Below are 24,192 nucleotides of genomic sequence, written 5' to 3' on the forward strand. Positions count from 1 at the left end.
AAATGGCGATCCTAGCACGAGCAAGGTGCTGCGTTCATGGGTCAACGCAGGCCTTTTGGCGAGAACACAGCCTCAGCTGTGGTCGCCAGACAACTTCTGCAACTGGGCGTTGACCGCCTGGAGTTGATGACGGTTGGTCGCCACGTCGGTGACGTCGTAGATCACCAGACACACATGGCTGATTTCGCCCGTGGTCGAGCGCAGCGGGAACAGTGTGGTGTTCTGGTACATGAACTCTTCCTGCCCGGTGATGGGCTGGTAGTTCTTGAAGCGCACCAGATAAGGCCGCTGCTCCCAGATCGTGAAGGCTGGCGTGCCCAGGGTCACGACGTTGTCGATTTTCTTGCTGAACCACGGCTGGTTCACGTCGGGAAACAGTTCGAAGAAGGTCTTGCCGATGGCCACGTAAGGCACCACGCCAGAGCGGTTCTCCATGAAGGTGTTCCAGACCGAAACCTGGTAGTTCAGGTCGAGTACCACGATGCCCACGTCGATGTTTTGCGTGACGGCCAGCAACCAATGCAGCTCGTTGATTTCGATAGCGTTGCTCATGGGGTCAGCTCATCAGGTAGGCAAGTTTTTTGGTCAGCAGATCGACCGAATCTTCGGTGAACAGCATCAGCAGATCAAAATGAATGTTGTGGCCTTCGACGCTGTAGCTGATCTCCACCGCCAGAGTCTTTTTCCAGCGCTGGCTGTTGATGCGGATCAACTCGTCGATGCCGCCCTGGGCACCCAACAACTGCGGATGGCCTTGCGAGAAGGCGATATCGATCTGCTCGGCAATCCCGCTCAGGCAGGCACCGATCAGGATCGTAGACAGGTCCAGAAGCATTTCCATGTCGGAAGAATCGGGGGAGTTGCCGCCCATCAGCTTCGACACGCCGGAAATTTCAGAGTCGTGGAAGATCAACAGCGCTTCACCGGCGATACCGCCACCGATGTAGCCCTGACAGACTGCAGTCAGGCGCTGATCACTGTGTGCATCGGCGAGCGCCATGTGCAACTCGCCCACTTCAAGCATGTTCACGTTCGGCACCGGCAATTGCACAAACACGCCCAGCACCTTGGCCAGCAAAGCAGCGGCCCGGCCCATGGCGACGTTGACGGTTTCGCGGAATGCATCCTGAAAACTGATGATGCCCTGCCCCGCCGTGTGCTGCGTGGCCACAGTGGCAGGCAGCGCCGAAGGCTTGCCCAGCAGGCCAAGGCGTTCGAGCGTGTTTTTGAGTTCGTCCGGGTCGGCCGGCTTTTTCAGGAAGGCCAGCGCGCCCAGTTCCATGACACGGCGTACGGCCTCATCCTGCACGTCTCCGGAGACCACGATAACCTTGGCGTCCAGGTGTTCTTCACGAATCGCCGCCAGTGTCTGGTAACCGTCCATGACCGGCATGGTCAGGTCCAGCAGCACGACCTTGCCCAGGCCGCTGCGGATCGCCTCCAGGCCTTCCTGACCTTGGGTCGCCATCGTTACCGACACATCCCAGTCAGCAGGCAAGGCCCGCATCAACTGCTTTCGCGCCATGTTGGAGTCGTCGCATATCAATAGCGCAAGAGTGGACATCGTGTAGTTCTCACTGCAAAAAATCAGGCTGCCAGAGGCAGATAGCATCGGTACGGCAACAGGGCTAAAACGACTACAGATCAACTGACTGCAAGACTTGCTTCATGATAGATATCATATAGACATCACTCCCGCCACATCTCGACGTGACACGTTGTCATACTAGAAGAGTTTCATAAGCCGTCACGTACAATCGTTGTCAGGATTGGCCTGCCGCCAGTATTTTTTTCCGGATGCCTGTCACTTCGGTCGGAATGGCCCTATGATCAAATGATAGATTTGCAAATAATCATTCGATAGTAGAGGTGAATCATGTCTCTCGCCATACGCGACTATCATCCGGCAATGATCCAGAAGCAGGATTTCTGGCAAAAGCTGGGCATTCCGCCGCGCGGCGACAGCCTGTACACGGCGCTGCGCAATGGACTGCCCTATGAAATCTTCGAACGTCTGGCGCAATACACCGACCTCAACCGCTCGACCCTGGCCGAGCATCTGGGCATTGCGCCCGCGACGTTGCAACGTCGGTTGAAGGTGCGGCAGTTCAATTCAGAAGAAAGTGATCGTCTGTTTCGCCTGGCGGCGGTGTACAAGGCGACGCTGGATCTGTTCGAGGACGATACCGAAGCCACTCGCCTCTGGCTGGCCAACCCGGTCCATGGACTGGGCAATCGTCGCCCTCTGGAAATGCTTGCAACATCTGCCGAAGCCCAGGCCGTGCTCGACCTGATCGGTCGCCTGGAACACGGGGTCGTGGCTTGATTCCTGTCTATCGTCTGGTCAAGCGCAAATGGCTGGCCCAGGCATTCGACGGCGAAGGCGCAAAACTCTATGGAGGGCGCTGGAACAGCAAGGGCAATGCCTGCGTGTATTGCGCGGGCAGCGAGTCACTGGCGTTGCTGGAAGTACTGGTTCACTTGGGCAATGCCGCAGTGGCGCAACATTACGCAATGCTTGAACTGCAGATCGCTGAAGAACACATCCTAAATGCGCGCCTCGACACCCTGCCGCCCGACTGGCGCGAGGAACCGGCGCCACCCGCTACCGCGTTGTTCGGCGATGCCTGGCTGGCGTCCAGTGACAGCCTGGCGCTGGCAGTGCCCAGCGTGATCATTCCGCGAGAATCCAACTACCTGCTCAACGTGCGGCATCCGGCGTTCGCAACTGTCGTGGCGACAGCACGGGACCTGGATTTTGCAGTGGATGCGCGTTTGGGTCGAATCACGACCTGACGAAGGCAGGCGCGGTCTGACAGCAAACAGCGACTGCGCCGACTTTTACCAAATAATACGTAATTCGCTGAAGGCACACGTTTTTGTGGGAGGCGCCACTACGTCTTCGACGGAGCGCTGTCGCGCATCAAACTCGGTGGGAGCGGACTTGTCCGCGAATGCAGCGTTTCAGCCACTGCATACGCGTCGGATGTACCGGCCTTTTCGCGGACAAGTCCGCTCCCACGACGCCCGGTGTTTGCGGCGCGACAGCGTGATGTCGGAGACACGTGCCTCTCTCTTATCCAGCAAACCTCACTCAGTAACTGGCAGCGGCATGTTCTTCGGCCACAGCAGCCAGATATTGCCCTTCTGCTTCATGTCACCGGCCAGCTTGCCTGCTTCTTCACCCGTTCCCCAGAACAGGTCGGCGCGCACTTCGCCCGCGATGGCGCCGCCGGTGTCCTGAGCCGCCACCGGCCGCACGATGCTGCTGCCGTCAGGTCTAGTGGTCGACAGCCACAACAGGCTGCCCAGTGGAATCACCTTGCGATCAATCGCCACGCTGTAGCCAGCCGTCAGCGGCACATTGAGCGAACCGCGCGGGCCTTCGTTGCTGTCAGGATTACGGCCAAAGAACACATAGCTGGGGTTGCTCGCAAGCAGCTCGGGAACGCGCTGAGGATTGGCCTTGGCCCAACCGGAGATGGCGCCCATGGTGACCTCCTCCTTCTTCAACTGACCCTGCTCGACCAGCCAGCGTCCAATGGCCCGATACGGCCGACCGTTCTGATCGGCGTAAGCCAGACGCACTTGCGAACCATCGTCCAGACGCACGCGGCCCGAGCCCTGGATCTGCAGAAACTGCAGGTCCATTGGATCAGTCAGCCAAGCGACAACCGGCGCATTCAGGCCCTTGGCGCCAATAGTGGCGGCATCGTCATACGGCTTGAGCACCCGGCCTTCCAGACGACCGCGCAGGCGCTTGCCCTTGAGTTCGGGATAGACACTGTCCAGGTTGACCACGATCAGATCATCCGGGACGCCATACACAGGCACGTTCGCCGCTTCAGTCTGAGTCAGGCTGCCAGGGTAGACAGGCTCGTAATAACCCGTAATCAGACCGTCGGCGCTGCCGTTGTCAGCCCGCAGGCTGTAGACCTGCAACTGGTCGTGCAGAAATGTCTGGATCTGCTCGGCACTCGGCGCAGGCTCCAGACCGGCTGCGGCCGCACAGGTCGGTCCCCAGACGGCGTCGGCTTTCAAGCGGGTGCATGCGCTGCGCCATGAGGTGAAACCGGCCTGCAGATCAGCATCGGACACTGCGGGCAGCGCTTCCCAACCGGCCTGAGCATACGTGGTGTGAGGCGGTTTCGGCGCAGTGGTCGGCTTGTCGGACTTGTCACACGCAGCCAGCATCACTGCCAGCGGCAGGACCAGCGCCAGGCGCCGGTGCCAGGGTTTGAAAGAGAACGTCATCAGCGCGAATCCTTGTACAGCCGCATCAGGCTTGAGTTGAAAAAACGCCATTGTGGCCCAGGCGGGCGCTGTGACCTAGAGCCCGATCGACAGTTATACGAATCCTTCATCTCATAGGTTGTGTAGATGATTGCCATTGCCAACAGTGATTTCCGCTGACGATCCGCACTTTCTAGAATGAATCCAACTTTTGAATACATCCGACCCTTGAGGACTGATATGCGTATTGAAATCGGCATCAACGAGCAGGACCGCCAACAGATCGTCGACGGCCTGTCACACCTGCTTTCCGACACCTATGTGCTGTACCTGAAAACCCACAACTTCCACTGGAACGTCACCGGTCCGATGTTCCGCACCCTGCACCTGCTGTTCGAAGAGCAGTACACCGAACTGGCGACCGCAGTGGATTCCATCGCCGAACGTATCCGCGCACTGGGCTTCCCGGCTCCAGGCACCTATTCGACCTACGCTCGTTTGTCGTCGATCAAGGAAGAACCGGGCGTGCCTGATGCTGCCGAGATGATCAGGCAACTGGTGGAAGGTCAGGAAGCCGTGGTCCGCACCGCACGCGGTCTGTTTCCGCTATTGGAAAAAGTCAGCGACGAACCCACCGCCGACCTGTTGACCCAGCGAATGCAGGTGCATGAAAAGGCTGCGTGGATGTTGCGTACGTTGCTGGAAGGGAATTGATGACTGAGCGTCTGGCACCCGCCTATTGAGGGAATGCCAGACGCTTTTTTGCCGTACCTCACACGTTGCATGACTTCACGGCTGGCCGGGATGCGGCTCAGGGTAGTCGCGACCTATCTCCAGAGGACTGGCGTAAGGGCTGTCCCATAGCTGACGGTGCAACGCGCCTATCCTGCTGGCCATGCTGCTGTCGTGCATCACCACCTCCAGATTTCGCGAGTTATCGAGATAGCCGCCGAGCCAGTTACTGGTTCCCACCCAGGCGACCTGATCATCGATGTCCATGGTCTTGCTGTGGATCACCCTCGCATAGGGAATGAAGCCTTGCGCGGCGACCGGCAGCGTCACGACTCGTACCTGCACGTTCGGCACCAGTGCCAGACTCTTCAGGTACGCGACCTCCGGCATGCCGGTGTTCCAGTCCGAAACCATCAGTTTGATTGAGACGCCTCGGGCTGCAGCGCTGCGGATAGCGTTGTCGATCACAGCGTAATACGGCCGAGCCTTGTCTGGCCCGTATGACAAGGGCGCGTAGTCCAGCAGTTGCACACGCACCTCTCGCCTTGCTGCTGCCAGCAGACGCGGAAGCTCGACCTGCGAATCGATAACCCCCGGCGGATTGTAGCGTTGCGGGCTGGCAACCAGATAATTGCCGACAGCCGAGGCCGCTGGTCCTGGTCCTGATTCTGGTATCGGCGCAGGCTTACCTTCGGCGAGGGCCGCCTGGGCGCGCCAGTCCTGATCGAATATGGCCTGCACCTGCCGCACTACACCCGGCTCATCTATTCGCAGACCGGTTTCATGAATGTGTTCGAGCGAGCGCCAGTCGAAGTTTTGACTGCCTATAAACGCCTGTTGGCCGTCCACGACAAAAAATTTGGCGTGGATGATGCCGCTACCGGTCAGTCTGGCGTACGGCAGAACCTGCAGCGTGAGGTTTGGAATGCTGCGCAACCGCTCAAGCGTATTTGGATCTGAAAGCTTCAGACCTTTCTCCTCGAGAAGAAAGCGTATCTGCACCCCACGCTGACCGGCAGCGCCAAGGCTTTCAATCACCTTATCCATGACTGAGCCAGCTTGATCGGCAACATAGAACTGCTCGATGTCGATGCGCTCCCGGGCACCATCGAACAGCTCGCGCCAGACTTCGCCGGGCGCTCGCAGATCAGCGGTCTGAAGATCGGTGCCGACCGGAACGGTATGGACCAGCTCGAAGCCCTGGATAGCAAACCCGGCATGAGCAACCGAACTCATTAACCAGAACGCGACAGTCAGACCGAACTGACGCAGAGGCATACAGCTAAACGAAAGATTGGAAACCATGGGAATCTCGTCGCAGAGACCAGATGCACCGACGCGCGTCACAGACATGCGTCGGGTGCCGATCAGGCCGTCCGGAAGTTCAATGGGGCTGCAGTGACCGGATGCACCGTTTCGTCCTGAACCCGCGCACCACTGGAGGCACGGATCAGCAGAATTTTGAGCTGATCGTTGATGCGCTCAAGGCTGTTCTGGAAGAAGTTGTGAAAGACCACGCAGAAAAGCGCAATGGCGATACCCAGTCCTGTGGCGTAAAGGGCCGTACCGATACCGGCAGAAATCTGCCCAGGGTCCGACACACCGGCACTGGCCAGAGCCTTGAACGTGTCGATGATCCCCAGAATGGTTCCCAGAAGCCCCAGCAATGGGGCCGCCGTGGTAATGGTTTCAATGAGCCACAGGCTGCGGGACAGCGGTGCACGGGTGCTCAGGTACTGGGTTTCGATGACATCATCCAGATCCCTGCGAGACCCCTGCGCACTTTTCTGCGCCAGAACCGGAAGGACCATTTCCAGCGGCAGACCGGGCCTGCGCGTCAGCGCTTCGGGCAAGTCTTTTTCACCGTGCACGGATGTGCTGAGCGCCGCCTGCAGATCGCGAGCCTGACGGCGTACATAGGCAAAGTAGATACCTCGCTCGATGGCGACGAAAATCGCTATCGCGATAGCGGCGTACATCACATAAAACGTGATGTCGTGAAGCTGATTCATATCCATGACGCAGACCTCGGATCAGTGACAGTTAAAAGTTGGCTTCGAGAGAGACGGTAACCGTACGCTCGACACCGACGATGTAAGCCGGGTCGCCATCGCGGAAACCGCTGTAGGTCGCCGCGTTGGTCTTGGTGGTGTACACGCCGTCCAGATATTCCTTGTCGAACAGGTTGTCGACGTTCAGGCGCAAGGTCGCGTCCTTGACGATTTTCTTGTCCACGGGCAGGTAGATACCGGCGCCAAGGTTGAAGATGGCGCGCCCGGGGATGCTTTCGTCGTTGGTCAGGTCACCATAAAGCTTGCTGGTGAGCTTGCCGCCGAAAGTGCCGTAGTAGCTGCCGTCGTCATAACCGATGTTGGCCGCCAGCATGTTCTTCGGCACGTTGGCGAACTGCTTGCCGCTGGTAGGCAGCTCGATGGCTGCGCCGTTATTGAACACCGTCAGGTCATCTTTCTGTTTGGCGCGGGTGTAGGTGTAAGAGGTGTAGTAATTGAAGTGATGAGGCAGCAGACCGCTCCATTCCAGTTCCAGACCGCTGTTGTCCACTGCACCGGCGTTGATGTCTGCAAAATCACCGTTGATGTCTTTGGATGACACTTGCCGATCCTTGAACTGCATGTAGAACAGGGTCGCCGCCAGCGTCATGTCCTGATCGGTAAAGCGCCAGCCCAGCTCATGGTTCCAGCTGGTTTCCGGCTTGCTGTTGATTGAGCCTGCGCCCTGGTCGTAAAGCACGTAGTTCTGCGGCACCCGCATGTTGCGCGACAGGCTGTAGAACAACTGATCGCGCTCATCCAGCTGGTACTTGAGGCCGACGTTGGGCAACAGCTTGTTGTAGGTCTGGTCCCGTTTTTCCGGACGTTCTGTCAGGCTGCCGTGGTTATCCCCTTCGCGCTCGACATTCATGTACGCCAGACCGCCAATCAGGGTCCAGTCCGGGGCGAAGTACCAGGTGTCCTGTGCCCAGACTTTCTGCGCGGGCGTCACGGTGTAGCGGTCACGGCCCTGAATCTCGTTGCCGTTGGCATCGACCACGTAGTCCGAATCAGGCCAGATGCTCTGCGGTTTGCCGTTGCTCTTCAAGCGAATGAATGGCTGGGTCTGCAACTGACGCGCGCGCTCATACCAGTAGCCGACCTGCACGCTATGCTCGTCGTTGACATCCCAGTTCAGCTTGGTGGTGATGCCCGGACGCCAGGTCTGTGTACGTGACGGCCGGTAGTAAACGCCGGTAGTCGACGAACCGTCTGCGTTGTAAGCGGCGGCCGTCGGCAGGTTGCTCAGGTCGAACACGCCCCCCTGGTTGGAGCCACGATTGAGCGGGAAGGATGAGCTTGCTACGCCGCTGCCATTGCCCCAGAAATAATACGGAATGACCGACAGCGACAGGTTGTCGGCGAGCTTGAACTGGGTATTGAGCACACCAGTGAACGTCTGAAACGGGTTCTGCGCCAACTCGTAATAGCTGGACAGTTTGCCGTTGCTGCCCAAGGCAGGCGTGGACGGATACGGATCGAACTTGCGTCCGCCTTGCTGAAACTGGCCCTTGGTGAGTTGGCTGTAACTGTTGTTGTCCTGCTCGTGGTATTTGAGGATCAGGTTGGCGGTGTTGCCTGATCCCATGTCGAAAAAGCTGTTCCATTCAACCTTGTCGGCACGCACCGCGCCGTCGCCACGCCACTTCTCGCCTTCGGTGTGGGACAGCGAAAGCCAGTTGCTCAGCCCGTTGACCTCACCGGTATTCAGTCTGGCGAAGGTCTTATAGGTGCCATTGCTGCCTGCCACCTGTTTGACGAACGCTCCGGTTTCCTTGGTCGGTCGAATCGTCACAATGCCTATATTGCCGCCACTGGAACCGATGTGCGGACCGTCACTCTCGGCAGAGCCTTGGGTGACAAAAATCTGGTCGATGTTTTCCGGGTCGCCCAGCAGGTTGGAATACAGCGCGTAGTTGCCCGAGTCATTGATCGGCATGCCGTCGACCGACATGCCGACCTGATCGGAGTTGAGACCGCGCATGGTGAAACGGAAACCGGACAGGCCCGTGGCGTCTTCGCTGGAGATGTTCAGGCCAGGGGTGTATTTGAGCTTGTCGATCGCATTGCCTGTTGCGGTCTGCTTGTCGAGCGCTTCCTTGGTCACCGTGGAGCGCGCCTTGATACTGTCCTCCTGGACCATGTAACCGCCGCCTGAAGTTGCCTTGCCTTGCACGCCGATGGTGCCGACGTCGCTGCTGGTGTCAGCCATGACCATACCGTGGCTCATGCCGGCGGCGACCAAAGCAAGGTGAATTCTGGAAAACTTCATCACGTTGTTCCTTGTCAGTACTACTGCACGCTGTAGTTGAAGGTAGCGGTGAAGCGCTGCTCGCTGCGTCCGCCGAAGGCTTGCTCGGGAAATGGCTTGACCTGTTTGATGCGTCGAAGACTGCTGGTCGCCGCTCGGTTCAGCAGCATGCTGGAGGCCTGACTCTGAATTCCGGAGTCCAGCACTCGCCCCTGACGGTCAACCAGCAGCCAGACGATCACCTCGCCACTCGGACGCTCCAGCGATGCCTGGCGTCCGGTGGGGTACTGTTTGTAGCCGTCCAGCTCGTTGCGTAATCCCTTGAGGTAGCCGCCCTCCAGCCCCTGCGTGTCGACTTTGGGCGGTGCCGGTGGCGCGGGAGGCGCAACCGGAGCAACAGGCGCACTGACCACAGGCTGACGAGGTGCAGGGACCGGCTCAGCGGGCTTGGCCACTGCTGGAGCAGGTTTGGGTCGAGGCTTGGGTTCTGGCTTCGGTTTCGGCTCGGGTTTAGGCACCGGTTTTGGCGGCGGAGGCGGCGGCTCGGCCTCTTCGCTATCAACCACAGGCACGGGTGGCAGTGGCGGCTCATCAGGCTGAACAGGCTCAACCGGTTGAATCTCTGGCGGGATGACTGGCTCCGGCGCAGGTGGCTCTGGCTCGACCAGTGCCAGTTCCACAGCAGACTCGTCGTAAACCGGTTCCATTTTCAATGGCCGGGTCTGCATTCCCATCACGATCGCGATGAGGGCCAGCAATGCAGGCAGACCGCCGAGCCATTGCCGTATGCGAAACAGGACATACATATCAGGATTTACGCGTGGCGATGGAGACGGACGTAAAGCCACCCAGGCGCAGGGTATCCATGATCTCGACCAGCCGCGCCACTTCAACGCCCTTGTCGCTGTTAACGATGATGGTGGTTTTGGTGTCGGGCTTTTCCAGTGCCTTCAAGGCGGGCACCAGGGCGTCAACCGTTGTGGCCTTGCCATCGAGCTGCAGCTCACCATTGAGGCCCAAGGTGAGAATCGACTTGTTCTGCGGTTTGAGCTGCTGAGAACTACTGGCACTGGGCAGCTGAGTCTTCATCCCCAATGCCGGGATGACGTTCAAGCTCACCAGCACGAAAAACACCAACAGGAACATCATCACGTCGATCATCGGGATCAGCTCGATGTGTGCCTTGCGCTTCTTGGGTTCGTCCCACGTTCTCATGCTGTCTTCCGCCTCTGTCAGAGGCCGAGAATCTAGCAACGGAATATGTCCGATCGGTTAGTTTTTGATGACCATTGCATGGCTCTGAATCGCAGTTTTCGTGACACTTGAAGGGTTCTTGCGCCTGTCACGAAATCGACATGCAAGCGCTGCACATTCGGGCGTTCCCTTCGACGGATTCCTCAGATGAGCTCCGAGCTGCCCAGTATTCAGACCTCGCGCCTGCTGCTTGCCCCGCTTAGACCCGAACAGGCGACAACGCTGGCACACCTGGCCGATGATCCTGTGATTGCCGCCATGACCGGCATGTTGCCCTCCCCTTACACGCTTGCACATGCCACCGCCTTCATCGCAGAAGGCGCTGAGCAATTCGCCAATCACAAGGCGTTATGTCTGGGGGTACATCTGGGAACCGAAGAGTTGGTCGGTGTCGTCTCCATGCGGCTGGCCATGCCACATCGCAGCGCCTGGCTGGGCTACTGGACCGGTGCTCCCTACCGCAACAAAGGCTACATGCGTGAAGCCGCGCAGGGTTTGCTGGACCATGGATTCAACGTCATGAACCTCAATCGCATCGCGGGTCAGTGCTTCAGCGACAACCTGGCCAGCGCCAAAGTGTTACAGGCATGCGGACTGGCTTATGAAGGCCAGATGAAGGAAGTGTTCCTGAAAAACGGCGTGTTCAAGGACATGCTGCTTTTCGGGCTGCTGCGTTCGCAGTATGAATCGCTGGGGCCGCGTCATGACTGATTTCGATCCGGATCGTCGTCGCATCATTACGGGTGTGTCCGGCGCTGTCCTGCTGTCAATCCTCAGCCCGTTTGCTCGCAGTGCAGGTGTTGATTACCCATTCACTCTGGGCGTGGCGTCCGGAGACCCGCTGCCGGACGGCTTCGTGATCTGGACCCGCCTGGCACCACAAGTGACGACGGCCATGGGTGACGGTGGTCTGGACAAACCGGTGGCGGTACGTTGGAAAGTCGCCAGCGATGCAGCGATGACCCAGGTGGTACGCACCGGACAGACCATGGCCCAGCCGCGCTTTGCGCATTCGGTGCATGTGGAAGTGAGCGGTTTGCAGCCAGGACGTCCTTATTGGTATCAGTTCGAAAGCCTTGGCGCACAAAGCACGACAGGCCAGGCCTGTACGTTACCGCCATTGTCCGCCATGCCGACGGCCCGGTTTGGATTCGTCTCCTGCTCACACTGGGAGGCCGGCTACTTCAGCGCCTACAGGCATCTGGCCAACGAGCGGCCAGACCTGGTGTTTTTCCTGGGTGACTACATCTACGAATCCGGAATATCCCCGCAAAAAAACAGCCTTCCACGGCACCATGTCACGTCCGAGCCGATGGATCTGGCCGGTTATCGAAACCGCTATGCGCAGTACAAGACCGACCCGGATCTGCAGGCGCTGCATGCCTGCGCCCCGAGCGTTGCGACCTGGGATGATCACGAAGTACAAAATGACTACGCAGCCCAATGGTCGCAGGATCCCAACGTCTCGACAGAGAGCTTCCTGCGTCGTAGGGCCGCTGCCTATCAGGCGTTTTACGAACACATGCCCTTGCGCGCCAGCAGCCTGCCAAAAGGCGCCGACATGCGTATTTACCGTCATATCGACTACGGACGTCTGGCGCGCTTTCACGTACTGGACGGTCGCCAGTACCGCTCCGAACAGCCTTGCATCCAGGCCAACGGCAGCCATAGAGGTCGTGTCGTCAGTAACGACTGCCCGGACTTGCGCGATCCGAAACGCACCATGCTTGGATGGGAACAGGAAGCCTGGCTGGACCACAGTTTTGCCCGCTCTGCAGGGCAATGGAACGTCATTGCGCAGGACTTGCTGGTCGCCCCCCTGACGCAACGCAACCCGGATACCCAGGCACTGGGACGCTGGACCGACGGCTGGGATGGCTACATCGCGACACGGGAGCGAATGCTCGCGTCTCTGGACCGTCACAAGACTCGTAACCCGGTGTTCTGGGGCGGAGATATCCACTCATTCTGGACCACCGACCTGCATGCCGACGCCAACAACCCGGACTCCAGGATCGTCGCCACTGAATTCGTCGGCACGTCGGTGACTTCCAGCGGACCTCCGTTTGACGCGTTCAACTCTATTCTTGGACTTAACCCGCACATAAAGTTTTTTGACAGTCGTCAACGCGGCTATGTGTCAGTGGAGCTCAGCGAACAACAAATGCTGACCCGTTTCCAGGTCGTTTCCGACGTCCTCAACCCTGCTGCGACCGTCTCCACGCTCAAGCGCTTCGTGGTAGAAGCAGGCAAGACCGGCGCGGCGCAGGCTTAGGGTTGATTGTTTTCCTGCCTGTGAGCGATGTCCAGGGGCGCGCCAATTACTTCAACTGATTGGCAAACCGCCCCACCGCACCCACCACCTGTTTCGCACCTTCCTGAATCTCGATAATCACCGAGCCCGCCTCGTTGGCCAGCATCAGACCCTGCTCTGCCTGGCTGCGACTATTGGCCATGCCGCGTACGGCTTCGTCGGCCAGCGCCTGGTTCTGTTGCACGACGCTGACGATCTCTTCGGTTGCGGCGCTGGTACGGCCGGCCAGTTGCCTGACTTCGTCCGCCACCACCGCAAAGCCACGGCCCTGCTCGCCGGCGCGGGCGGCTTCGATGGCAGCGTTGAGGGCCAGCAGGTTGGTTTGCTGGGCGATGCCGCCGATGGTTTGCACGATAGAGCTGATCAGCAGCGACTGCTTGCCCAGTGCCTCGATGCCTGACGACGCCGACTCCATCTCCTGAGATATCTTGCGCATTGTCTGCACGGTGTTCTGCACCACCTCTGCGCCGCGCTGGGCGCTGACATCGGTCTGCTGGGAAATCTCGAAGGCCACGCTCGCTGCCTGGCTGACGTCTTCTTCACGCGAGACCTGATCGGTCACCACGGTTGCGAACTTGACGATCTTGTAGAGCTTGCCCTGGGCATCGTGAACCGGGTTGTAGGTTGCTTCCAGCCAGACATCACGGCCACTGCTGTCGACACGCTTGAACCGGCTGGCCACGAACTCGCCGCGATTCAGCGTCGCCCAGAAATCCTTGTAAGAAGCCTGGCTCACTTCGTGCGGATCGCAGAACAGGCTGTGATGCTTGCCCTTGATCTGCGCCAGGTTGTAACCCATGCCGCGCAGGAACTGATCGTTGGCTGTCAAAACGTGGCCGCTCAGGTCGAACTCGATCACCGCCGTGGAGCGCAGCAACGCCTGAATGAACGCCGAGTTCTCGGCTGCGGTTTCAACGGTCTGCGTGATGTCCGAGCCGTAACACTGCAGGTTCATCAGCTTGCCGCTGTCATCCAGAACCGGTTGCCACATGGCGCGAATCCACGCCAGGCTGCCATCGGCACGCAGAAAGCGATAGTTGTCGATGACCGACTCGCCCTTCTGAACCGCCGCCTTTAGGTTGCGGTAGCAGTCGAGTTGCTTGACGTAGGGTGGCACCAGATCATCCAGATTCCTGCCAAGCAGTTGATCGGCGCTATAGCCGAGCATTCTGAGGAAATTGTCATTGGCATGAGCAATGCGATTGCTGGCGTCCAGAGTCAACCCGACCATGCGTGCGTCGATACCTTTCTGCATCTGCCGATAAACGGACAACTCGGCCTGCTGTGCCTGCAATTCCTTTTTCAAGCGGGTATTGAACATGACTGCACCGTTCGTGTGGGTTGTACGACGTTATCGGCACAAGCGTAGACGGGATTAGCCCGCTCTGTACGAAATGCGAAGCAGCTTCAGAACCCGGCAAATTTTCACGACTCGGGCTAACCTCTACCGGCATGGCCGTGATGGCCACCGGGCTAGGCGCGTCGTATCCAAGCCTTTCACCCTGAAACTCCCCCTCGCTTGAAGCGCAGGCAACCTCGAAAGCGTCGGGATACACGTTCCTTGCTGGAGTCAAACACCTCATATGAAAGCAATCATTACCGGCATCACGGGTCAGGACGGCGCCTATCTGGCGCAATTGCTCCTTGAGAAAGGCTATACCGTTTACGGCACCTATCGCCGGACCAGTTCTGTCAACTTCTGGCGCATAGAGGAACTCGGGATTCAGCACGATGCGAATCTCCATCTGGTCGAGTACGACCTGACCGACCTGTCCGCCAGTATCCGTTTGCTGCAAAACACCGAAGCGACCGAGATCTACAACCTCGCAGCGCAGAGTTTTGTTGGCGTGTCATTCGAACAGCCTCTGACCACGGCTCAGATCACCGGCATTGGCGCGGTCAACCTGTTGGAAGCGATCCGGATCGTCAATCCGAAAATCCGCTTCTATCAGGCCTCGACGTCCGAGATGTTCGGCAAGGTCCAGTCCATTCCTCAGGTCGAAAGCACACCCTTCTATCCACGCAGCCCCTACGGTGTCGCCAAGCTCTACGCGCACTGGATGACGATCAACTACCGTGAGTCCTACGGCATCTTTGGCGCCAGCGGCATTCTGTTCAACCACGAGTCGCCCCTGCGCGGCCGTGAGTTCGTGACACGCAAGATCACTGATTCGGTCGCCAAGATAAACATGGGTCTGATGGACTCCTTCGAGCTGGGCAACATGGACGCCAAGCGCGACTGGGGATTTGCCAAGGAGTACGTCGAAGGCATGTGGCGGATGCTGCAGGCTGAAACGCCGGACAGCTTTGTGCTGGCCACCAACCGTACCGAAACCGTCCGCAGTTTCGTGAGCATGGCGTTCAAGGCAACAGGCGTCACAGTCCAATGGGAAGGTGAAGCCGAGTCCGAACGCGGGATCGATGCGGCCACCGGTAAGGTGCTGGTGTCGGTCAATCCGAAGTTCTACCGGCCTACCGAAGTGGAACTGTTGATCGGCAATCCTGCCAAAGCCCGTGAAGTACTGGGTTGGGAACCGAAGACCAACCTTGAGGAACTGTGCCGCATGATGGTTGAAGCGGATCTTCGTCGAAACGAAAAAGGTTTTTCCTTCTGATGAGCATCGCCGGTAAACGCGCATTGATAACGGGCATCCACGGTTTCACGGGAAGCTTCATGGCCACCGAACTCGCAGCCCAGGGTTGCGAGGTTGTGGGCATGGGCAGCCAGCCGTCGGACAGCGACAACTACCATCAGGTCGATCTGCTGGATGTGAACGGCCTGACTGCGCTGCTTGCCGGGATCCAGCCGGATATCGTTGTCCACCTCGCTGCGCTGGCCTTCGTGGGTCACGGATCACCGGAAGCGTTCTATCAGGTGAACCTGATCGGCACACGCAACCTGCTGGAGGCCATCGAAGCCAGCGGAAAAACGCCCGACTGCGTCCTGCTCGCCAGCAGTGCCAACGTTTACGGCAATGCTTCCTCCGGCATGCTGGATGAAACAACGATTCCTGCGCCTGCCAACGACTATGCCGTGAGCAAGCTTGCCATGGAGTACATGGCAAGCCTCTGGCACGCCCGGCTGCCGCTGGTGATCACGCGCCCGTTCAATTACACCGGGGTCGGGCAGGCCGAAAACTTCCTGCTACCCAAGATCGTGTCCCACTTCACACGAAGAGAAAGCACGATCGAACTGGGCAACCTGGACGTATGGCGGGATTTCAGTGATGTACGCGCAGTCACCAGCGCCTATCGAGGTTTGCTGGAAGCCCGGCCTTTGGGGAAGACCCTCAACGTGTGCTCGGGTGTGACCCACTCGCTGCGTGAGGTGATCGAGATGTGCCAGGAAATCACCGGGCATGAAATCGAGGTTCGCGTGAACCCTGATTTCGTTCGCGACAATGAAGTGAAAACCTTGTGTGGGTGCAACGTCCAACTCAAGCGATCAGTGCCGGGATGGAGTACACCGCACCTGCGCGAAACACTGGAGTGGATGTTGTCTGCCCGCTGAAGTGCTGCGGAGCTGAACAGGCCTGTTCGAAATATGCAGTGCTGACTCTGTCAATCAGGCCCTGTAAAACCCGCAGACGCGGGTTTTACCAATCACATCATTTCGCTGCAAACCTGGACCGCAGGTCCTGCAGTCGATTGCGTTCCTTCTCAGTCAAACCGGATGCGTTGTAGATCGGCTGTTTGTCAGCACCATCGATTCTGTAAGCCTCGACGGTAAAGTAAGCGCCAGCTGGTGCCTGAATCTTGGCCCAGTCGCTGAACATGTTCATTTCCAATGTCCAGTTCGCGCTTTCACCTGGCTGCAGGCCGCCACTGATCTCGTAATTGAAGCGCTCGGTAAACCAAGGCACCGGGCGGTCGGGGGAGGCAATAGTGCCGATGAAATACACACGTGAGATCGCCTTGTCGGTGCCGTTGGTAACGGACAGGTCGATGTACGGCTTCACATAGTACTTGTCTTTCTTCATGTAGAAGGCCGACTTGGTAACGCTGAACTTCGACAGGTAATTCTTGGCGATCTGGGCGTTCTTCTGTTTTTCCATCAGCGCGTTTATCTCGGCGACCGCTTCGTCGTGCTGCTTCTGCGCACGCTCAAGCAAAATCCTGTTCGCCTCGACACCGATTTCATCAGCCGTCTTTCCGTCGAGACTGGACAACAGGTTCAGCTTGGATAACTCGGTCGTGGTCTGCCCGGCGAATATCGCTCTCAAGTCCAGATTGGTCATCGCAACGACCGAGAAATTCTCCTTGAACTGATTTTTCTCTTCGTCCGACATGCCTGCCACGACTTTTACAATCGACTTTTGCAGCGCTTCGTTCGAGCTTCCATCCAGCTTTGGCTTTCCACAGCCGGTCAAAATGATTGCAGATAAAAGTAGTACAGCTGCCCTGCGCATAAGTGTTGCCTCCTGTTATAAGCAATCAGAATATCAAAACGATGGCATGCGCGGGAGTCGACTCTTCAGGCTTCACTGACATGTTCTGTTTTCGTGCACCCCTCGCCATCGCGCTCGACAATGGCGCGCATACGCGCAACGCCAACAGCGACATGTTGATCTCAACGCCTCTAAAACAACGTTCCTGATCCCCCGGCACGAATCCTGCTCTGGCACATTCAATCTTGTATACATGAATGAACACGCCCATGACTGCTCTCGATATCGCTGCCATTCAGACGTCACTCAGCACCGGCCAGACCTCACTGTCGACCTTCCTTCAGGACCTGCATGCGCAGATTGACGCAGACGACCGTCCGGAAGTCTGGATTCACCGCGAGCCGCTTTCCCGTTTGCTCGAAAGAGCAAAGACGCTCGGCGCTCTGGCGGAAGAGCTGGGCGATGCGCTGTACGAAAGGCTGCCGCTGTTCGGCACTCCTTTCGCGGTGAAGGACAATTTCGATGTCGCGGGTCTGCCCACCACGGCGGCCTGTCCCGAGTTTGCCTATCAGGCTCAGACCACCGCGCATGTGGTGCAGCGCTTGCTGGACAGCGGCGCGGTGTTGATCGGCAAGACCAACCTGGATCAGTTCGCGACGGGATTGGTGGGGGTTCGCTCGCCTTACGGCGCGGTGCGCAATGCCTGTGATCCGGCGTATGTCAGCGGCGGTTCGAGTTCGGGCTCTGCCGTGGCCGTGGCGCGGGGTCATGTGTGTTTTGCCTTGGGCACCGACACGGCCGGATCTGGCCGGGTGCCTGCGGGTTTCAACGGGATCGTCGGGCTCAAGCCGAGCCTCGGGCTGTTCAGCAGTCGCGGTGTCGTTCCGGCCTGTCGCACGCTGGACTGTCCGTCGATCTTCGCCAACGACGTGGCGCAGGCGTGGCAAGTCGCGCAGGTGATGGCTGATTTCGATGCACAGGATTCGGCCAGTGTCGCGGTAAAGGCGTTGCCGATGCTGCGTCGGGCGCGGCGGATTGCGGTGCCGCAACACTGTGAGTTCTTCGGCGATGCCCAGGCAGCCGCTGCGTTCGACAAGGCGCTGAAGTCACTCGAAAACGATCCACAGGTCACGCTGACTTACGTTGCATTCGATGTTTTTGCCGAGGCAGCCGCCCTGCTCTATCAAGGCCCGTGGGTCGCCGAACGGCGCGCTGCGGTCGGTGAGTTTTTCGAGACGCATGCGGCAGACATTCACCCGGTGGTGCGCGGAATTTTGCAGAGCGCCGATCAGTTCGACGCAGTGGACACTTTCAAGGCGCGCTATCGCCTGGCCGAGCTGACGCGCGCGGCTGAAGCGCTGCTGGCCGAGGTCGATGTGCTGGTGGTGCCGACCGCGCCCTGCATGCCGACCATCGAGGCCGTGCTGGCCAATCCGGTCGAACTCAACTCGCAGCTGGGTTACTACACCAACTTCGTCAACCTGATGAACATGAGTGCGCTGGCCATTCCGGCGCATCGTCGAGATGACGGTCTGCCTGCCGGTATCACGTTGATCGGTCCGGCGGGCGCTGACCAGCGTCTGGCTGAAATCGCAGCAGGCTGGCAGGCGTATTTCGGTGCGAGCGATCAGCGCGACAGCGTGGCGCTGGCGCCCCTGCCCTTCAACGTCGCAACCGTTCAGGTCGCCGTGGTCGGCGCTCATCTCCAGGGCCAGCCGCTCAACTGGCAACTGCTGGAGGGCGGCGCTCGCCTGCGCAGCCTGACCACGACCAGTGCCGACTACCGACTCTATGCGCTGGCCAACACCACGCCAGCCAAACCCGGACTGGTTCGTGTGCCTGAACAGGGCGCGCACATCGAAGTCGAGGTCTGGGAAATGCCGCTCAGCCAGTTCGGCGCGTTCGTCGCCGCCATTCCTGCACCGCTGGGCATCGGCTCGTTGCAGCTCGCCGACGGCCAATGGGTCAAGGGTTTCATCTGCGAACCCGGCGGGCTTGCGGGCGCACAGGACATCACCGAATTCAAAGGCTGGCGCGCCTATTGCGCCGCGAACACCACGTCTTCCAAGACTCATTGATCAGGGGTAGCAACAATGTCGAATGTCGATCGTCGCAGTTTCATGAAACTGGCGGGCATTATCGGTCTCAGCGCGGCGCTGCCGTTCAGTCGGGTCTATGCCGCCGATGCCCCGCTGGTGGTGGGTTTCATCTACGTGGGCGCCCGCGATGACTTTGGTTACAACCAGGCCCACGCGCAGGCGGCCGCCATCATCAAGACACTGCCCAACGTCAAAGTGATCGAGGAAGAAAACGTCCCGGAAACCGTGGCCGTGCAGAAAACCATGGAAGCCATGATTCGTCAGGACGGCGCGACACTGATCTTTGCGACCTCTTTCGGTTACTTCGATCCGCACGTGGTCAAGGTGGCGAAGAAATACCCGGACGTGCGTTTCGCCCACTGCGGCGGACTGTGGAAGGCCGGTAGCGACCCAATGAACGCAGGCAGCTTTTTCGGCTACATCGACGAAGCCCAATACCTGAACGGCGTGGTTGCCGGGCACATGAGCAAGTCGAAAAAGCTTGGCTTCGTCGCCGCCAAACCGGTGCCGCAGGTGCTGCGCAACCTGAACGCGTTTGCCATGGGCGCACGCTCGGTGGACCCGAGCATTGTCACCACAGTGATTTTCACCGGTGACTGGTCATTGCCGATCAAGGAAGCGGAAGCCGCCAACAGCTTGATTGATCAGGGTTGCGATGTGCTGACCTGCCACGTCGACGGCCCCAAGGTGATTGTAGAGACGGCCGAGAAACGTGGCGCGATGACCTGCGGCTACCACGCCAGCCAGGCGGCGCTCGCGCCCAAAGGCTATCTGACCGGTGCCGAATGGAACTGGGAAACGCCCTACAAGGCTCATGTTGCCGCGATCCAGCACGACGCGCCGATGATCAATTTCCTGCGCGGCGGTTTGCGGGATGGTTTCGTCAAGACGTCGCCCTACGGACCCGCCGTCAGTGCCGAAGCCAAGAAAAACGCCGACGCGATCAAGGCCCAGATGATGGCGGGCGGCTTCGTGATTTACAAAGGCCCGCTCAAGGACAACAAAGGCAAGGTCGTGATCGCCGACGGCGTGTCTCAGGCGCAGAACGATATCGCACTGGAAAGCATGAATTATCTGGTGGAAGGCGTTGTTGGCCAGATCTGAGGAGCGCCCGATGTTGGTCTCGCGAACCCTGCGGCGTATTGCCGTAGCGCTGTTGCCGGGCCTGCCGACGCTGTTGGCGGTGTTGTCGTCATGCGTGCTGTTTCTGCTGTTCCTCACGGTTCAGGGCAAGCCTGCGTGGCAGGCCCTGCATCTGGTCGGCGAAGGCGCATTCGGCTCCTGGTTTGCGCTGGAAAACACCTTGCAGCGCGCAGCGCCACTGATGCTGACCGCGCTCTGCGTGGCTCTGCCCGCGCGGGCCGGGCTGATCATCATTGGCGGCGAAGGTGCCCTGGTGCTCGGCGGGCTGGCAGCAGCGGTCACGCCGCTCTGGCTGCCGTCGGTGGCGCCCTGGCTGATGCTCGGTTGCATGGGCCTCATCGCGATGCTGACCGGTGCACTGTGGATCGGTCTGAGTGGCTGGATGCGCCAGCACCGGGGCGTCAACGAGACCATCAGCAGCCTGTTGCTGTCGTACATCGCGCTCGCGCTGTTCAGGCAAATGGTCGAAGGACCGCTGCGCGATCCGGCGAGCCTGAACAAGCCGTCCACGCCGCCGCTGGATGAGGCCTATATGGTCGGCACCATCAGCGACAGTTTCGAAGTGCACTGGGGGCTTGTAGCCGGGGTGATTGCCTGTCTGCTCGCGTACGTATTAGTGCGCCACAGCGTCAAGGGTTTCGCCCTCGCGGTCGTCGGCGGCAACGTGCGCACGGCCTTGATGATCGGCCTGCCGGTGGATCGACTGATTCTGCTGAGCTGCCTGCTTGGCGGTGCTGCAGCCGGTCTGGCAGGCATGTTCGAAGTCACGGCGGTACAAGGCAGCGCCAATGTCGCGATGATCGCGGGGTATGGCACCAGCGGCATTCTGGTCGCGTTCGCCGCCCGCCATCATCCGTTGGCGATCATCTTCTGCGCGATTCTGCTGGGCGGCCTGGAAGCCAGCGGCGGCCTGTTGCAGCGGCGTCTCGGACTGCCGGATGCCACCACGCTGATTCTCGAAGGACTGCTGTTTACCAATCTGTTGCTCTGGGAAGCCCTGAGCGGGCGGCTGGCGGCCTGGAAGATCAGGCTGGCACAACCGCAGCCCGTCGTCGAAAAAGGAGCACTGCAACGTGGCTGATATCGACCTGAGCACCTTTTTGCTGGCGCTGCTGGCCGGTTCGATTCGCGTCGGCACGCCGTTCCTGTTTGTCAGCCTGGGCGAATGCCTGACGGAAAAGAGCGGCCGCATCAACCTGGGGCTGGAAGGCATTCTGGTGGCTGGCGCGATGTCGGGCTATGCCGCTGCATGCCTGACGGGCTCGGCCTGGCTGGGCGTGGGCGCAGCCGCAGGCGTCGGCCTGCTGCTGGGCCTGTTGCACGGCATCGCCTGTTCGTTGCCACGCGTCAACGATATTGCGTTCGGCATTGCGTTGATTCTGCTCGGCACCGGCCTGGCGTTCTTTCTCGGCAAGGCGTTCATTCAGCCGCAAGCCCCCATGCTGCCGTCACTGGCGCTGGGTGCGTGGAGCGATGAAGAACGTTTGCGTTCGGCATTGAACATCAACGTGCTGTTTTTCATCGGCGTGGCCCTGGCCTTCGCGTTGCACTGGGGCCTGCGCAGCACGCGCTGGGGCCTGATGCTGCGACTGGTGGGTGATCACGCCGAGACCGCTCAGGCGCTGGGCTATCAGCCGATCAAGGTACGCATCGTCGCCACGGCCATTGGCGGCGCGCTGGCAGGCATTGGCGGTGCGTACCTGTCCCTGTACTACCCCGGCAGCTGGAACGAAGGTTTGTCCAGCGGTCAGGGCCTGATGGCCGTGGCGCTGGTGATTTTCGCCCGCTGGCGGCCGCTTGCGTGCCTGTGGGCATCGCTGTTGTTCGGCGCAGCCGGTGCGATTGGTCCGGCGTTGCAGGCCGTGGGCATCAGCAGCGGCTACTACCTGTTTGCGGCCGCGCCCTACGCGCTGACCCTTGGCGTGATGTACGCGACCTGCCGCCGTGGCCGAACGCTGAACGGCGCGCCCGGCGAATTGAGCATGACCCGATGAATACATTTCCAGAGGAGGCATGACATGGCCAGTGGTCTTGGTGGCTTGAACAAATCGCCCAACGGCGTAGTGATCGGTCTGGCGCAACTGGCGCTTCCCGACCCGCACACCCGCGAGGCGCTGTGGGCGCAAACAGAAAAAGTGGTGTCGATGGTCGCCAAGGCAAGGCGCAGCAACCCCGGCATGGACCTGATCGTGTTTCCCGAGTATTCGCTGCATGGCCTGTCCATGAGCACGGCACCGGAGATCATGTGCAGCCTGGACGGCCCCGAAGTCGCGGCGCTGCGTCAGGCCTGCCGGGATCATCGCATCTGGGGCTGTTTCTCGATCATGGAAGCCAACCCCCACGGCAACCCGTTCAACAGCGGTCTGATCGTCGACGACATGGGCGAGATCCAGCTGTATTACCGCAAGCTGCACCCGTGGGTGCCGGTCGAGCCCTGGGAGCCCGGCGATCTGGGGATACCGGTGTGCGACGGTCCACGCGGCAGCAAACTGGCGCTGATCATCTGCCACGACGGCATGTTTCCCGAGATGGCCCGCGAGTGCGCCTACAAAGGCGCGGACATCATGCTGCGCACGGCGGGTTATACCGCGCCGATTCGCCACTCGTGGAAGATCACCAACCAGAGCAACGCCTTCACCAACCTGATGCAGACCGCCAGCGTCTGCATGTGCGGTTCCGACGGCACGTTCGATTCGATGGGCGAAGCGATGTTCGTCGATTTCGACGGCACGATCATGGCCGAGGGCGGCGGACGCGCCGATGAAATTGTCTGCTGCGAACTGCGCCCGGATCTGGTCCGTGAAGCGCGGATTAACTGGGGCGTGGAAAACAATATCTATCAGTTCGGCCATCGCGGTTATGTCGCCGTCAACGGCGGCGCGCAGGACTGTCCCTACACCTACATGCACGATCTGGCTGCCGGGCAGTATCGCCTGCCGTGGGAAGCCGACGTGGTGCACACCGATGGCCGCGCCTGCGGCTTCGATACACCCGAGCGTACGTTCAAACCCACCCCGACGACGTGGAAGGAATCATCACGATGAGCGAACGCTACCTCGCTTCCGAGCCTTATCCGTGGCCGTGGAACGGCAAGCTCAACGCACGCAACACCGCGCTGATCGTGATCGACATGCAGACCGACTTCTGCGGCGTCGGCGGCTATGTGGACAGCATGGGCTACGACCTGGCATTGACCCGGGCGCCCATCGAGCCGATCAAGGGGTTGCTGGCGCTGATGCGTCCGCTCGGTTTCACCATCATTCATACCCGCGAAGGCCATCGTCCGGACCTCAGCGACCTACCCGCCAACAAGCGCTGGCGCTCGCAGCGTATCGGCGCAGGCATCGGCGATCCCGGCCCGTGCGGCAAGATTCTGGTACGCGGCGAACCCGGCTGGGAACTGATCGATGAACTCGCTCCGCTGCCCGGCGAGATCGTGATCGACAAGCCCGGCAAGGGTTCTTTCTACGCCACCGATCTTGAGCTGGTGCTGCGCACTCGGGGCATCGAAAACCTGATCCTCACCGGCATCACGACTGACGTGTGCGTGCACACCACCCTGCGTGACGCCAACGATCGCGGCTTCGAATGCATCCTGCTGGAAGACTGCTGCGGCGCGACCGACCCGGCCAACCATGCCGCCGCCCTGAGCATGATCAAGATGCAGGGCGGCGTGTTCGGTGCGGTCGGGCATTCGTCGATGCTTCGCGATGTGCTGGGAGCTTGA

General features: G+C 59.7%; 23 protein-coding genes and 1 pseudogene. 13 read left to right on the top strand and 11 right to left on the bottom strand.

Annotated elements, in window-relative coordinates; all coding sequences use genetic code 11:
• Positions 1-72 precede the first annotated feature (72 nt).
• Positions 73-552 carry a PAS domain-containing protein gene (locus AO065_RS13465; RefSeq protein WP_004883273.1) on the bottom strand — a complete coding sequence of 160 codons (480 nt, stop codon included), beginning with the start codon at positions 550-552 and terminating at the stop codon, positions 73-75.
• Positions 553-556: 4 nt separating this feature from the next.
• Entirely contained in the window at positions 557-1,564 is a 1,008-nt protein-coding gene (locus tag AO065_RS13470) for a response regulator (RefSeq protein ID WP_004883271.1), read from the bottom strand.
• Between the two features lie 312 nt (positions 1,565-1,876).
• Here AO065_RS13470 and parS point away from each other — a divergent pair, with 312 nt between their 5' ends.
• Positions 1,877-2,326: a type II RES/Xre toxin-antitoxin system antitoxin gene (gene parS / locus AO065_RS13475; protein ID WP_004883269.1), complete on the top strand. Its 450-nt coding sequence runs from the start codon at positions 1,877-1,879 to the stop codon at positions 2,324-2,326.
• Positions 2,323-2,796 carry an RES family NAD+ phosphorylase gene (locus tag AO065_RS13480; protein ID WP_004883266.1) on the top strand — a complete coding sequence of 158 codons (474 nt, stop codon included), beginning with the start codon at positions 2,323-2,325 and terminating at the stop codon, positions 2,794-2,796. Before parS ends, AO065_RS13480 begins: the two co-directional genes overlap by 4 nt.
• A gap of 294 nt (positions 2,797-3,090) precedes the next feature.
• Here AO065_RS13480 and mltA read toward each other — a convergent pair whose 3' ends face one another.
• Positions 3,091-4,254: a murein transglycosylase A gene (mltA, locus tag AO065_RS13485; RefSeq protein ID WP_004883264.1), complete on the bottom strand. Its 1,164-nt coding sequence runs from the start codon at positions 4,252-4,254 to the stop codon at positions 3,091-3,093.
• 219 nt (positions 4,255-4,473) lie between these two features.
• On the opposite strand from mltA, the gene AO065_RS13490 reads away from it, so the two are divergent.
• Positions 4,474-4,947, top strand: a complete 474-nt coding sequence (locus tag AO065_RS13490) for a Dps family protein (RefSeq protein WP_004883263.1) — start codon at positions 4,474-4,476, stop codon at positions 4,945-4,947.
• Between the two features lie 75 nt (positions 4,948-5,022).
• On the opposite strand, the gene AO065_RS13495 is transcribed toward AO065_RS13490, so the two are convergent.
• The 5 genes from AO065_RS13495 to AO065_RS13515 form a co-directional block, all read right to left on the bottom strand.
• Entirely contained in the window at positions 5,023-6,243 is a 1,221-nt protein-coding gene (locus tag AO065_RS13495) for a phospholipase D-like domain-containing protein (protein ID WP_050562176.1), read from the bottom strand.
• Between the two features lie 89 nt (positions 6,244-6,332).
• Positions 6,333-6,983 (bottom strand): MotA/TolQ/ExbB proton channel family protein, encoded by a 651-nt coding sequence (locus AO065_RS13500; protein ID WP_004883259.1) that lies wholly within the window; start codon positions 6,981-6,983, stop codon positions 6,333-6,335.
• 25 nt (positions 6,984-7,008) lie between these two features.
• Entirely contained in the window at positions 7,009-9,288 is a 2,280-nt protein-coding gene (locus tag AO065_RS13505; RefSeq protein WP_004883257.1) for a TonB-dependent receptor, read from the bottom strand.
• A 20-nt stretch (positions 9,289-9,308) separates the two neighbouring features.
• Positions 9,309-10,073 carry an energy transducer TonB family protein gene (locus tag AO065_RS13510; protein WP_004883256.1) on the bottom strand — a complete coding sequence of 255 codons (765 nt, stop codon included), beginning with the start codon at positions 10,071-10,073 and terminating at the stop codon, positions 9,309-9,311.
• Between the two features lies 1 nt (position 10,074).
• Positions 10,075-10,482: an ExbD/TolR family protein gene (locus tag AO065_RS13515; RefSeq protein ID WP_003380333.1), complete on the bottom strand. Its 408-nt coding sequence runs from the start codon at positions 10,480-10,482 to the stop codon at positions 10,075-10,077.
• Positions 10,483-10,668: 186 nt separating this feature from the next.
• On the opposite strand from AO065_RS13515, the gene AO065_RS13520 reads away from it, so the two are divergent.
• A complete protein-coding gene (locus AO065_RS13520) occupies positions 10,669-11,232 on the top strand; it encodes a GNAT family N-acetyltransferase (protein ID WP_004883252.1) in 564 nt (187 codons plus the stop codon).
• The gene (locus AO065_RS13525) at positions 11,225-12,796 is read left to right on the top strand and encodes an alkaline phosphatase D family protein (protein ID WP_004883250.1); all 1,572 of its coding nucleotides are present in this window, start codon (positions 11,225-11,227) and stop codon (positions 12,794-12,796) included. Before AO065_RS13520 ends, AO065_RS13525 begins: the two co-directional genes overlap by 8 nt.
• A gap of 46 nt (positions 12,797-12,842) precedes the next feature.
• Here the strand turns inward: AO065_RS13525 and AO065_RS27825 are convergent, their stop codons facing one another.
• Together AO065_RS27825 and AO065_RS27830 are read right to left on the bottom strand one after the other, a co-directional pair.
• On the bottom strand, positions 12,843-13,400 hold the full coding sequence (locus AO065_RS27825) for a methyl-accepting chemotaxis protein (protein ID WP_374729072.1): 558 nt from the start codon (positions 13,398-13,400) through the stop codon (positions 12,843-12,845).
• A gap of 30 nt (positions 13,401-13,430) precedes the next feature.
• Positions 13,431-14,156 (bottom strand): annotated as a pseudogene (locus tag AO065_RS27830) (PAS domain-containing protein); the annotation flags it as partial.
• A 262-nt stretch (positions 14,157-14,418) separates the two neighbouring features.
• Between AO065_RS27830 and gmd the strand changes: the two are divergent.
• Positions 14,419-15,450 (top strand): GDP-mannose 4,6-dehydratase, encoded by a 1,032-nt coding sequence (gene gmd / locus AO065_RS13535; RefSeq protein ID WP_004883246.1) that lies wholly within the window; start codon positions 14,419-14,421, stop codon positions 15,448-15,450.
• Positions 15,450-16,346 carry a GDP-mannose 4,6-dehydratase gene (locus AO065_RS13540; protein WP_004883243.1) on the top strand — a complete coding sequence of 299 codons (897 nt, stop codon included), beginning with the start codon at positions 15,450-15,452 and terminating at the stop codon, positions 16,344-16,346. The genes gmd and AO065_RS13540 overlap by 1 nt, the downstream gene beginning before the upstream one ends.
• Positions 16,347-16,443: 97 nt before the next feature.
• Here the strand turns inward: AO065_RS13540 and AO065_RS13545 are convergent, their stop codons facing one another.
• Positions 16,444-17,244 (bottom strand): DUF6694 family lipoprotein, encoded by an 801-nt coding sequence (locus AO065_RS13545; RefSeq protein ID WP_004883241.1) that lies wholly within the window; start codon positions 17,242-17,244, stop codon positions 16,444-16,446.
• 248 nt (positions 17,245-17,492) lie between these two features.
• Between AO065_RS13545 and atzF the strand changes: the two genes are divergently transcribed.
• From atzF to biuH, 6 genes are read left to right on the top strand one after another with little or no spacing between them, the layout of a single operon-like run.
• On the top strand, positions 17,493-19,301 hold the full coding sequence (atzF, locus tag AO065_RS13555) for an allophanate hydrolase (RefSeq protein WP_004883237.1): 1,809 nt from the start codon (positions 17,493-17,495) through the stop codon (positions 19,299-19,301).
• Positions 19,302-19,316: 15 nt separating this feature from the next.
• Complete coding sequence (locus AO065_RS13560; protein ID WP_004883234.1) at positions 19,317-20,426, top strand: BMP family ABC transporter substrate-binding protein; 1,110 nt, start codon at positions 19,317-19,319, stop codon at positions 20,424-20,426.
• Positions 20,427-20,436: 10 nt separating this feature from the next.
• Positions 20,437-21,546, top strand: a complete 1,110-nt coding sequence (locus AO065_RS13565) for an ABC transporter permease (protein ID WP_004883231.1) — start codon at positions 20,437-20,439, stop codon at positions 21,544-21,546.
• Positions 21,539-22,459 carry an ABC transporter permease gene (locus tag AO065_RS13570; protein ID WP_004883229.1) on the top strand — a complete coding sequence of 307 codons (921 nt, stop codon included), beginning with the start codon at positions 21,539-21,541 and terminating at the stop codon, positions 22,457-22,459. The genes AO065_RS13565 and AO065_RS13570 overlap by 8 nt, the downstream gene beginning before the upstream one ends.
• Before the next feature lie 24 nt (positions 22,460-22,483).
• On the top strand, positions 22,484-23,509 hold the full coding sequence (locus AO065_RS13575; RefSeq protein ID WP_004883228.1) for a formamidase: 1,026 nt from the start codon (positions 22,484-22,486) through the stop codon (positions 23,507-23,509).
• Positions 23,506-24,192, top strand: coding sequence for a biuret amidohydrolase (gene biuH / locus AO065_RS13580; RefSeq protein ID WP_004883226.1), 687 nt, complete (start codon positions 23,506-23,508; stop codon positions 24,190-24,192). Before AO065_RS13575 ends, biuH begins: the two co-directional genes overlap by 4 nt.

The sequence above is a fragment of the Pseudomonas viridiflava genome (genome assembly GCF_001642795.1).
Lineage (GTDB): Bacteria > Pseudomonadota > Gammaproteobacteria > Pseudomonadales > Pseudomonadaceae > Aquipseudomonas > Aquipseudomonas viridiflava.

Bases quoted from the DNA above. Each gene is read 5' to 3' on its own strand.
- mltA (WP_004883264.1), bottom strand. From the start codon at position 4,254: ATGACGTTCTCTTTCAAACCCTGGCACCGGCGCCTGGCGCTGGTCCTG.
- gmd (WP_004883246.1), top strand. From the start codon at position 14,419: ATGAAAGCAATCATTACCGGCATCACGGGTCAGGACGGCGCCTATCTG.
- AO065_RS13495 (WP_050562176.1), bottom strand. From the start codon at position 6,243: ATGCCTCTGCGTCAGTTCGGTCTGACTGTCGCGTTCTGGTTAATGAGT.
- biuH (WP_004883226.1), top strand. From the start codon at position 23,506: ATGAGCGAACGCTACCTCGCTTCCGAGCCTTATCCGTGGCCGTGGAAC.
- AO065_RS13560 (WP_004883234.1), top strand. From the start codon at position 19,317: ATGTCGAATGTCGATCGTCGCAGTTTCATGAAACTGGCGGGCATTATC.
- AO065_RS13540 (WP_004883243.1), top strand. From the start codon at position 15,450: ATGAGCATCGCCGGTAAACGCGCATTGATAACGGGCATCCACGGTTTC.
- AO065_RS13470 (WP_004883271.1), bottom strand. From the start codon at position 1,564: ATGTCCACTCTTGCGCTATTGATATGCGACGACTCCAACATGGCGCGA.
- AO065_RS13545 (WP_004883241.1), bottom strand. From the start codon at position 17,244: ATGCGCAGGGCAGCTGTACTACTTTTATCTGCAATCATTTTGACCGGC.
- AO065_RS13490 (WP_004883263.1), top strand. From the start codon at position 4,474: ATGCGTATTGAAATCGGCATCAACGAGCAGGACCGCCAACAGATCGTC.
- AO065_RS13565 (WP_004883231.1), top strand. From the start codon at position 20,437: ATGTTGGTCTCGCGAACCCTGCGGCGTATTGCCGTAGCGCTGTTGCCG.
- AO065_RS13515 (WP_003380333.1), bottom strand. From the start codon at position 10,482: ATGAGAACGTGGGACGAACCCAAGAAGCGCAAGGCACACATCGAGCTG.
- AO065_RS13500 (WP_004883259.1), bottom strand. From the start codon at position 6,983: ATGGATATGAATCAGCTTCACGACATCACGTTTTATGTGATGTACGCC.
- AO065_RS13525 (WP_004883250.1), top strand. From the start codon at position 11,225: ATGACTGATTTCGATCCGGATCGTCGTCGCATCATTACGGGTGTGTCC.
- AO065_RS13465 (WP_004883273.1), bottom strand. From the start codon at position 552: ATGAGCAACGCTATCGAAATCAACGAGCTGCATTGGTTGCTGGCCGTC.
- AO065_RS13505 (WP_004883257.1), bottom strand. From the start codon at position 9,288: ATGAAGTTTTCCAGAATTCACCTTGCTTTGGTCGCCGCCGGCATGAGC.
- AO065_RS13520 (WP_004883252.1), top strand. From the start codon at position 10,669: ATGAGCTCCGAGCTGCCCAGTATTCAGACCTCGCGCCTGCTGCTTGCC.
- parS (WP_004883269.1), top strand. From the start codon at position 1,877: ATGTCTCTCGCCATACGCGACTATCATCCGGCAATGATCCAGAAGCAG.
- AO065_RS13510 (WP_004883256.1), bottom strand. From the start codon at position 10,073: ATGTATGTCCTGTTTCGCATACGGCAATGGCTCGGCGGTCTGCCTGCA.
- atzF (WP_004883237.1), top strand. From the start codon at position 17,493: ATGACTGCTCTCGATATCGCTGCCATTCAGACGTCACTCAGCACCGGC.
- AO065_RS13575 (WP_004883228.1), top strand. From the start codon at position 22,484: ATGGCCAGTGGTCTTGGTGGCTTGAACAAATCGCCCAACGGCGTAGTG.